The organism is Streptacidiphilus sp. MAP12-33 (assembly GCF_041261265.1).
GTDB lineage: Bacteria > Actinomycetota > Actinomycetes > Streptomycetales > Streptomycetaceae > Streptacidiphilus.
On sequence record NZ_JBGCCA010000045.1, the window covers coordinates 67,509 to 77,820 of the forward strand.

The 10,312-nt window shown below is 73.1% G+C and carries 8 protein-coding genes; all 8 read right to left on the minus strand.

Annotation, left to right across the window (positions count from 1 at the left end):
• Positions 1–43 precede the first annotated feature (43 nt).
• Complete coding sequence (locus ABH931_RS34590) at positions 44–1,402, minus strand: hypothetical protein (RefSeq protein WP_370122516.1); 1,359 nt, start codon at positions 1,400–1,402, stop codon at positions 44–46.
• A complete protein-coding gene (locus tag ABH931_RS34595; RefSeq protein ID WP_370122519.1) occupies positions 1,399–2,673 on the minus strand; it encodes a hypothetical protein in 1,275 nt (424 codons plus the stop codon). The genes ABH931_RS34590 and ABH931_RS34595 overlap by 4 nt, the downstream gene beginning before the upstream one ends.
• Entirely contained in the window at positions 2,670–3,647 is a 978-nt protein-coding gene (locus tag ABH931_RS34600; protein ID WP_370122522.1) for a WxL protein peptidoglycan domain-containing protein, read from the minus strand. The genes ABH931_RS34595 and ABH931_RS34600 overlap by 4 nt, the downstream gene beginning before the upstream one ends.
• Before the next feature lie 226 nt (positions 3,648–3,873).
• Positions 3,874–5,196 (minus strand): WxL domain-containing protein, encoded by a 1,323-nt coding sequence (locus tag ABH931_RS34605; protein ID WP_370122524.1) that lies wholly within the window; start codon positions 5,194–5,196, stop codon positions 3,874–3,876.
• A 278-nt stretch (positions 5,197–5,474) separates the two neighbouring features.
• Positions 5,475–6,164, minus strand: a complete 690-nt coding sequence (locus ABH931_RS34610) for an LPXTG cell wall anchor domain-containing protein (RefSeq protein WP_370122527.1) — start codon at positions 6,162–6,164, stop codon at positions 5,475–5,477.
• 157 nt (positions 6,165–6,321) lie between these two features.
• Entirely contained in the window at positions 6,322–7,479 is a 1,158-nt protein-coding gene (hutI, locus tag ABH931_RS34615) for an imidazolonepropionase (RefSeq protein ID WP_370122530.1), read from the minus strand.
• A gap of 127 nt (positions 7,480–7,606) precedes the next feature.
• Positions 7,607–8,962 (minus strand): formimidoylglutamate deiminase, encoded by a 1,356-nt coding sequence (locus ABH931_RS34620; RefSeq protein WP_370122550.1) that lies wholly within the window; start codon positions 8,960–8,962, stop codon positions 7,607–7,609.
• A complete protein-coding gene (locus ABH931_RS34625; protein WP_370122533.1) occupies positions 8,953–10,197 on the minus strand; it encodes an allantoate amidohydrolase in 1,245 nt (414 codons plus the stop codon). Before ABH931_RS34625 ends, ABH931_RS34620 begins: the two co-directional genes overlap by 10 nt.
• Between the last annotated feature and the right edge of the window lie 115 nt (positions 10,198–10,312).

Here is a 10,312-nt window from a genome sequence, read left to right on the forward strand (position 1 = left end):
CGCCATCGGCGGGGCGCCCTTCGGCGTTCTCCCTCGGCGACCCTCAGCGGGTCTTGCGCAGGCGGCGCCACGGCGTGACCACGAACACGGCCGCACCGAGGAGCAACACGGTGCCCCCGATCAGGCCGAGCGCGCGGAACGAGGCGTCGTTGCCGCCGGTGTTGGCGAGACCCCCGGTGGTGCTGCCGGAGGTGTCGTCCCCGGTGGTCGAGCCGGTCACGCCGCCGCTGCCGGTGGCGGCGGTGACGTCCAGCGTCAGCGAGGCCCCGGGCTTGCTGACCGCGGTGCAGGTGGTGGTCGTGCCGAGCGCCTTGATCGTCAGCACGCCTGGCGCGAACTTCACCTCGCCGGTGTGGCCCGGCACGTAGGTGCCGGTCATGTCGCTGGGCTTGATCGGCGTGTTCGCCGGGATCGCGGCGCTGTTGGCGGGCCCGGTCAGGGTCAGCTGGCCGTTGTCCGCCCCCGCCACGACGACGGTCGTGCTCGGCACCATCGACCCGGCCCCGAGCGGGACCGGCGCGGAGGAGACGCCCGAGGCGAAGGACTCGGTGAGGGTGTAGCGGTCACCGTTGCGGATCGCGCTGATGGTGACGGTAGGGCTGGCGTCCTTGGTGCCGATCGGGGTGACGCAGCTGTAGTCGACCTTGACCGGCGTCCCCGGGAAGCTGCTGCCGCCGCCGCTGCCGCCGCCCGTGGTGGTCCCACCGGTCGTGGTCCCACCCGTGGTCGTGCCGCCCGTCGTCGTGCCGCCCGTGGTCGTGCCGCCGGTCGTGGTCCCGCCGGTCGTGGTCCCACCCGTGGTCGTGCCACCGGTCGTGCCACCCGTGGTGGTGCCGCCCGTGGTGGTCCCGCCCGTCGTACCGCCGCCGGCTGCGGCGACGTGGAGGGTGAGGGCGACCGGGGCGGTCGCGTCCGGCTTGCAGGGGGTGTCGGCGTTGAAGGTGCTGACGTTGATGTTGTAGTCCGCCGGCGTCACCGTCACGTCCCCGGCCGTGGTCAGCTTCACCGTCCCGGTCATGTCCGACAGCACCATCGGCGAGTTCTTCGGGATGGCCGGATTCGTGCGCGGTCCGGTCATCGCGACGGTCGCTGTCTGCGCGCCGCCTACGGAGATGTGGCCCGTCGGCTGAACGGTGTTCGCCGCCAGGTCGACATAGCCGGGGTTCTGCGAGGCGGCCTGCACGAACTTCCAGGTCAGCGTCACCGTGTCGCCGACCTTGGGGCTCGCGTCGTCACTGGTGACGTCGACCACCGTGGTGCCGTGCACGGCCCCGCCGACGGGCGGGTTGCAGGTCGTCGCGAAACTGGACTGGGCGGCGGACGCGCTGGGCGCCGCGACCGCCAGGAGTGAGGCGGCGAGCAGGGCCGTCAGCGCGCCCGCGGCCGGCCGGATGCTGTTCACGTGTCAGTAGGCCTTTCCTTGTCGGGAGGTCGGACCAGGGGTGCGGCCTGGGGTAGTGCGGTCAGGGTCACCGTGCCCGGGGCGAACCACGGCAGCGCGGCCACGGGCTCCACCGTCGCGGGCGCGGGCGCGGGCACGGAGCCGACGGGCAGCGCGGCAGGGATGCGGCCGGTCCGCACGGTCGGCGCGTACGCGGGCAGCGGCGGGGCGGGTGGCGTGGGCGCGGGGACCGGTGGCGGGGCAACCACCGGGATCACCTGTGTCGGCGCCTCGTCCACCGGCTCACCCTCTCCGGCCGCGCCTTCCTCCAACGGGCCGACGGCCTCGGGCTCGGCGCGGTGGCGGCCGAGCCGTGAGCGGCGCCGCTCACGGTGGCGCTCGACGACCTCGGGGCGGACCCGGTCCAGCACGGCCATCCCGATCCGGTAGAGCGCGACCGCGACCACGATCCCGAGCAGGACCCAGAAGACGCCGACGCCCCAGGCCGCCGGGAGATCCTGCTCCGCGTGGGCGATGTCCCGGCCCTGGTAGCGCAGCGTCGCGGTCCACACTCCGCTGGCTCCCGAGTCGAACTGCACCGGCAAGTCGATCTCGACCTTGTCGCCGGGCCTGATCACGCCCTGCCAGGGGGCCGCACTCCACTCGGGCGCCAGCACCGAGTGGGAGGTCCCGAGCTGGAACTCCGGATTGACGATCGGCGAGGCGCCGAAGTTGGTGACGATCACCTTGAAGGTCCGCGACGGCGGGGCTCCGAACGTGTTGAGCAACCCACTGTCCCCGGTCATGCTCTCGCTCAGCACGTGCAGGTTCCCGCTCCCGGCCGCGTCCGCCGGAATGGGCTTCACGGGCGCGCCGATCACGTCGAACGGCGCGTCCGCGCTGACGGAGTCGCCGAGCACGGTGTTGACGTGGATCACGCACGGGCAGGGCTCCGGCGGCAACGCGACGCTGAGCTGCTCGGTGAACCGCCCGTTGGCATCGGTGGTGACGGCCCGTCCGGAGGCGTTCGCGCAGTCGTCGGTCCCGGCGACGGCGTTCTGCCCGCACAGCAGCACCGTGAGCAGCGTCGACGCGGGCCAGCCGGAGCCGCCGACGGTCGTGGTCCCGCCCGGCTTCGCCGAGGCCGGCAGCGGAACGGCGATCGGCCCGCTGCCCGACGCGTGCGCGGCGGTGGCCGGTCCCGCGAGCGGCAACGCCAGAACGAGCAGGAGCAGGGCGAGCAGGCCTCGCCGTGTGAACCGACCGCGCACTGTGAACACACGGAGCCTCACGCCGTGACCCCCGCGGGTTCACGCCTGCGACGCCAGCCGGCCCGGTGCACACGACGGCCCTTGGCCCGCAAGCGGAGCCAGACCCCGAGTCCGGCCAGCAGCAGCGCCACGACGGCCACCACCAGCCAGGGCACCGCCAGGTAGTCGGTCCGGCCCTGGGCCGTGGTCGACCCGTCGGATGCCTTCACCGTCACGGACACGTCGTCGAACTGCGGCGGTGCCGGCAGGGCGAGCGTGAGCTGCACGGACTGTCCGGGGAGCAGTTCGATCCCGCTGCTGGTCGGTGGCCGGTGATAGACAGAACCGAACCAGCCGGTCTCGACGACCTCGACGTTCGGGTGCAGGGTCACGTTGCCGTGATTGGTCAGGGTGTAGTGCAACGTCCCCCGGCTCGCGCCGAAGCCGGGAACGAGCGGGGCGCTGCGGTCGACGGAGACGGCGTCGACGCTCAGCGCGGGCACGGACTGACCCGTGACGTGCAGGTAGATGCGTGCGCCCACGGCCCGCTTGACGCCGACGGCGAGCCCGCCCTGCTGCGTGGTCGCCTCGACCGAGGTCTCCACCGCGACGATCGCCCCGGGGTGGTCACCGGGCTCGGCGGTGGAGGGGATGGAGATCGTGAACGGGATGTCCGCGCGGGTGCGCGGCGGCACGGTGAGGCTGCTGACGTTGAGCTTCGCCCAGGCCCCGACGCCGGTCATCTTCTGGTCCACGGTGCGCAGCGCGAAGCCGCCGTCCCGGGGGGTGTTGTAGGCGTCGGCCGCGTAGAGCCGGAAGGACTTCGGCTGGTCGGTGAGGTTGACGACGGAGACGCGGTCGGAGACGACCCGGCCGGGAGCGGATTCGAGGTAGAAGTACTGCCGATCCCCCGGCCCGGGCGTCGCGGTCCCGGCGGGAGGCGTGGGAAACACGGCCCAGCTCCCGTTGTCGGCGGCGTGCACGGGGGTTGCGGTGACAACGGTGAGAAGCACCATCAGGGGCGCGAGGCTGAGCCGTTTGACCGCGTGCGCGACAAGCCACCCGCCCACGTGGCGCGCCGAACGAGCAGGGGCATCCGCCACGGGTGGTTTCTCGCGCCCCGGGGCGCAGCCCCTCGTCAGCAGGGCCCCGCGCCCCCAGAGGGTTCTCACCGTTCTCAGCCTCCCCTTGCGGGCCCGGAGGGTGCGCTCCGGGCCCCTTGGTCAGGTACGGTCGTGCGCCTTACGCCAGCGTCAGCGTGAGGGTCGAGCTGTACGCCCCGGGCGCGGTGAACGCCGGGACGGTGAGGGTCAGGCCCGCGCCCGCAGCGAACTGACCACCGGTCAGGCTCGCCGGCGGTGTACTCGCGAGCGTCGCGCCGGTCGCGCCGACCGCGCCCGCGGTGCCGGCCACACAGGTGCTCGGGCTACCGGAGGTGGTGCTGCAGGTCGGCGACCAGCTCAGCGCGGAGGCCGGCAGGCTGGCCGTGCCGGGGCCGGTGAAGTTGGTGTTGCTGGCCGTCAGCGACCACCCGGTGGAGCCACCGCGGAAGTCCTGGACGGTGACGGTGTTGAGCGTGCCGGTGGACGCGCCGCCGGTGCCGAAGGGAACCGGCGTCATGGTGACGGAGGTGCCCGCCTGCGTCATGCTCAGCGTGCCGGAGAGCACGGTCGAGTTCAGCGTCTGCTGCAGATCGCCGGGCTTGACCGTCGCGGTCACGGTGAACGGCGCCGGCGAGGACGCCGTCGTCGGGTTGTACGCCGAGCCCTCGAAGGCGATGATGCCGGTCGTCGTCGGGGCGGTGACGGTCAGCGTGCCGCTGATGTTGCCGCCGGCGTCCGCGGTGACCTGGGTCAGGTCACCGGTGCCGGAGGTGCCCGCGAAGCCGGCCACCGTGACCGTGGCGCCGGCGGTGTAGCCGGAGCCGGTCACGCTGACCTTGGTGCCGACCGGCCCCTGGTTGGGCGTGTCGTTCAGCGTGCGGTTGTTCGGGATGGTGACGGTCGCCGAGTTGGAGACCGGCGCCGGTTCCGTGTCTACGGTGCACACGGTGTTCGTGCCCGCGACGCTGATGGTCATCGCGTCCGGCGAGAAGTTGATCGTCCCCGAGGCCGGTGCCACGAAGGTGCCGGTCATCTGGAACTCGGGGAAGGAACCCCCGGGCGCGATCGCCGGGTTGGGCACCGCCGCGTTGGCGACGGTGACCGGCGTGGTCACCGCGCCGCCCAGCGTCACGGACCCGGTGGCGCTCACGCTGTTGGCCGGGATGGTGAAGCTGGACGGGTTGCCCGCCGCGGCCGCGACCACGTCGTAGGTGACGGTGACCGTCTCCCCCGCCGTCGGCGTGGTGTCGGACAGGGTGATCTCGCCCTGCGCGGTGCCGTGCTGCGGGGGCAGTCCGGCGATGGCCGGCGGGATGCAGGTCATCGCGTAGGAGACGGTGCTCCCCTTGGCCGACGCGGCGTGCGCGGCTCCGGCCAGGGCGACCGGTGCACCGACCGCGAGCGCGGCGGCTCCTCCCCAGGCGGCTGCCCGTCTGAGGATGCTCGAAGAGTGCTGGAACACGTTGGTGGTGCTCCTTTCGGTGGTCGGACGGCCGGTCGCGCGCCTTGCGTGACGGCCGCCACGGACACCGCGGTGACTCGTTCGGAGGTCGATCTGCCGAGTGGTGCGGCCCCGGACTATCCTGCGAACGGCGCTACGGTGCCGTGCGGGCCGGCCTCCCTGCTTCCCTTGCTGTGGACGGGGCGGCCGGCCTCGTGCACAGGGAAGTCCCATCCCCCCTGCAGGCCATTATTGACGACCCGTCAGATTTAGAAGTCAAGGCATCCGAGCCTGTGCTTTCACAAGCGCGCATCGAGACGGCCGTTGCGGCTGCGCCGGGTGAGCCACAGCGCGCCCGCGACACCCACCAGCATCACGGTCCCACCGAAGAGCCCGAAGGCCGCGGCGTCGTCGGCCGGACCGGTCTGCGGCAAGGTCCCGCCGTCGCTGGAGCCGCCCGTCGTGGACGTCCCACCCGGGGCGGCACTGGTGACGTTCAGCGTCAGCGCGGGCGAGACCGAGCCGGACGGCGTGCACGTGGTGGTCGTCCCCAGCGCCTTGATGGTGAGCGTGGACGGCGTCAGGGTCACCGAGCCGGTGTGCCCCGGCGTGTAGGTGCCGGTCATGCTGCCGAGGCGGATCGGGCTGTTGGCCGGGATCTGCTGTGCGTTCGGCGTCCCGTTCGCCGTGAAGTGCCCGCTGTCGGCGCCGCCGACGGCGACGACGATGCTCGGCGTCATCGAGCCGGCCCCGAGCGGGACGGGACTGGAGGAGACGCCGTTGGTGAAGGTGACCGTCACCGCGTAGCCCGAACCGCTCTGCGTGGCGGTGATCGCGACCTGCGAGACGGCGCTCTTCGCCCCAATCGGGGTCTGGCAGTTGTAGTCGACCGGCACGGTCGCCGCGTGCGCGGGTGTGATGGCCGCCGCCGTCGCCAGACCTGCTGCGACGAGGCCGACGGCGGCCCTCCTGGTGGTTCTGCTACCCACTGTGCCCTCCTCCGGCCGCACCTTACTGACGAGTCGTCAGATTCTCGCCGACGGTACGGCAGGGACACAGCAGGGGGAACCCTCGTGCAATGACCTTCTCAGTGAGCAATGGGAACGTCGTGGTGCAGGGCGGTCGGCGGACAGGTCGCCGCGCGCGTCAGCAGACCCGCGCGCCCCCGTGCCACACCGCGCTGACCAGCGGCACGCCCGGCCGGTAGGCGAGGTGCACGTGCGAGGGCGCGTCCAGCAGCACGAGGTCGGCCCGCGCGCCCGGCGCGAGGCGTCCGACGTCCGTGCGCCGCAGTGCCCGCGCGCCGCCGAGGGTCGCCGCGACGACCGCCTCGTCCGGCGTCATCCCCATGTCGCGCACGGCGACGGCGATGCAGAACGGCATCGAGCTGGTGAAGCTCGACCCGGGGTTGCAGTCGGTCGACAGCGCGACCGTGGCACCCGCGTCGATCAGCCGGCGCGCGTCCGGGTAGACGGCGCGGGTGGAGAACTCCGCGCCCGGCAGGAGGGTCGCCACGGTCGTCTCGTGCGCGTCGGCCAGCGCCTTCACGTCCTCGTCGGACAGGTGCGTGCAGTGGTCCGCGCTGGCCGCGCCGAGCTCGACCGCGAGCTGCACGCCCGGCCCCTGCGTCAGCTGGTTCGCGTGCACGCGCGGAGTGAGCCCGCGCGCGATCCCGGCGGTGAGGACGGCGCGTGCCTGGTCCCCGTCGAAGGCGCCGCGCTCGCAGAAGACGTCGACGTAGCGCGCGTGCGGCGCGCAGGCGTCCAGCATCTCGCCGGTCACCAGCTCCACGTACCCGGCCGGGTCGTCCGCGAACTCCGGCGCGACGACGTGCGCGCCGAGGTAGGTGGTCTCCTGCGTGTGCGCGGCGGCGATGCGCAGAGCGCGCGACTCGTCGGCGACGGTGAGGCCGTAGCCGGACTTCACCTCGACGGTGGTGGTGCCCTGGCGGAGCATCTCGCCGAAGTAGCGGCGGACGTTGGCGTCGAGCTGCTCGTCGGTGGCGGCGCGGGTGGCGGCGACGGTGGTGCGGATGCCTCCGGCGGTGTACGCCTTCCCGGACATCCGGGCGTTGAACTCGGCGGTGCGGTCGCCCGCGAAGACGAGGTGCGAGTGCGAGTCGACGAACCCGGGAATGACGGCCCGCCCCTCGGCGTCCACCCGCTCGTCCGCGGCAGGCGCGGAGAGGTCGGAACCGACCCAGGCCACACGGTCGCCGTCGAGCACGATCGCGGCGTTGGTGAGGGTGCCGAGCTCGGGGTCGTTGGTCAGCAGGCTGCCGATATTGGTGATCAGGGTGGTCATTTCAATCCTCCAGATGAACCCTCAGGGGCGCGAGGAACTGCGCGACAAGCCACCCACATGCGGATGGTCCTCAACGCGCAGGGCCGTCCGCACGCCGGTGGTTGCTCGCGCAGCTCCTCGCGCCCCTTCAGCGAAGTGCGGCAATCGCTTCGTTCAACGCCCGCCCGGTCTCCGGCACGGTCGTGTGGACGCCGTCGCGGACAACGACGCGGCCGCCCACGACGACGTCGCGGACGTCCGCGGAACTCGCCGCGAAGACGGCCATCTCCGCCCCGAGACGGGCCGGCTGGCCCGCCGTACGAGGCGTGTCCAGCGCCACCGTGCAGAAGTCCGCGAGCGCTCCGCGCTCCAGGCGGCCCGCCTCGGACCAGCCCAGGGACGCGTGGCCGTCCTCCGTCGCGGCGCGCAGCAGCGCCGCCGCCGTCCAGTGGCCGCGGCGCTGCGTCGCCAGACGCTCGTTCAGTTCCAGCGCGCGGGCCTCCTCGAAGGGGTCGACCACCGCGTGGCTGTCGGAGCCCAGCGACACCGGGCAGCCGCCGGAGGCGAGCTGGCGGGCCGGGCCGATGCCGTCGGCGAGATCACGTTCGGTCGTCGGGCACATGCAGATGACCGTGGACGTGTCGGTCAACAGCCGCATGTCCTCCTCGGACAGGTGCGTCGCGTGAACAGCCGAGGTGCGCGGGCCGAGGACGCCGTGACGGGCGAGCAGCTGCGTCGGGGTGACGCCGTGCGCGGCCAGGCAGGCCTCGTTCTCGGCGACCTGCTCCGACAGGTGCACGTGCAGCGGCGCCTGCCGCTCCTTCGCCCACACCGCGACGGTGCCCAACTGCTCCGCCGGAACGGCGCGCACGCTGTGGATCGCGGCACCGATCTTCGCGTGGTCGCGCTCCTTCAGCAGCGAGACGCGTGTCGCCCAGGCCTCGGCCGTCCCGTCGCTGAAGCGGGTCTGGTGCCGGTTCGGCGCCTCGCCGAAGCCGCTGGAGAGGTAGCAGGTGTCCAGCAGCGTGATCCGGATGCCGACCCGCGCCGCCGCCTCGATCAGCGCCTCGCCCATCGCGTTCGGGTCGGCGTAGGGGGTGCCGCCCGGCTGGTGGTGGACGTAGTGGAACTCGCCGACGGCGGTGATGCCGGCCAGCGCCATCTCGGCGTAGACGGCGGTGGCGAGCGCCAGGTAGTTGTCCGGGTCCAGTGCGTCGGCGGCCCGGTACATGGTGTCGCGCCAGGTCCAGAAGGTGCCGCTGCCGACCTGCACCGCGCCGCGCAGCGCGCGGTGGAAGGCGTGGGAGTGAGCATTCGCCATGCCGGGCAGAGCGAGGCCGGTCAGCACGGTGGCGCCCTCGGGCGCGGGACCGCTGTCGGGCGTGATGGCGCTGATCCGGCCCGTGGCGTCGACGTCGATCCGCACGTCGTCCTCGACGGCGGTCAGCGAGCCGCCCTCGCGGCGCAGCCACGCGTGCGGAGCCCAGAAGGTCGTCATCGGCAGGTCATCTCCTCGAGCACCTTGGCGAGCGCGGCGACCCCGGCCAGGCAGTCGGGCTCGGTGGCCGACTCGGACGGCGAGTGCGAGACACCGGTGGGGTTCCGCACGAACAGCATCGCAGTCGGGATGACTCCGGAGAGGATTCCCGCGTCGTGGCCCGCGCCGGTCGGCAGGACGGGGGTGTCCGGGCCGAGGATGGAGACGAGCCGGTCGCGCAGCGCGTCGTCGAAGTCGACGACGGGCGTGTAGGACTCGCGCACGATCTCGGCGCGCACGCCGTCGCGCTCGGCGCGCTCGGTCGCGGCGGCGGTGATCTCGTCGACGAGCGCCGTCAGCGTCGCCTCGTCGGCGGCGCGTGAGTCGAGCCAGCCGCGCACCAACGAGGCGATCGCGTTGGTGCCGTTGGGCTCGACGCTCACCTTGCCGAAGGTGGCCAGCGCGCCCGCCAGCCGGGCCTTCTTGCGTGCGGCGAGCACGGTGTTGGCGTAGGTGAGCATCGGGTCGCGGCGGTCCTCCAGGCGGGTGGTGCCCGCGTGGTTGGCCTCGCCGTGGAAGTCGAAGCGCCAGCGCCCGTGCGGCCAGATCGCCGAGGCGACGCCGACGGCGTGCGGGGTCGCGTCGAGGTAGCGGCCCTGCTCGACGTGGAGCTCGACGTAGGCGCCGACGCGGGCGAGGCGCGCCTCGTCCTTGCCGATGGCGTCCGGGTCCTGCCCTGCGGCAGCCATCGCGTCGGGCAGCCAGATGCCGTCCGCGTCGCGCAGGCGGAACGCCTGGTCCTGCGTCAGCACCCCGGCGGTCAGGCGCGAGCCGACGCAGGCGACGCCGAAGCGGGCGCCCTCCTCGTCGACGAAGTTGGTGATCGCGATCGGGCGGGTCGGGCGGGCGCCGCTCGCGAGCAGCGCGTCGAGCGCCGCGAACGAGGAGATGACGCCCAGCGGCCCGTCGTAGGCGCCGCCGTCCGGGACGGAGTCCAGGTGCGAGCCGGTGACGACGGCGTCGCCGGCCTCAGGGTCTCCGTACCAGGCCCACTGGTTGCCGTTGCGGTCCAGTTCGCAGGTCAGCCCGCGCGCGGCGGCCTGCTCCGCGAACCAGGCCCGGCACTCGGCGTCGGCGCTGGTCCAGGCGAACCGGCGGTAGCCGCCGGTCTCCTGGAAGCGGCCGACGGGGAGGAGCTCGCGCCACATCCGGCGGTAGCCGTCCGCGGCGTCGCCGAGCTCCTCCTCGTAAGCCTCAGTCATCGGAAGGTCACTCACCCTCGCGCATCGGGATGCGGACGTCGAGCTCGTCGGCGACCTCGACGGCGTGGTCGTAGCCGGCGTCGACGTGGCGGATGACGCCCATGCCCGGGTCGTT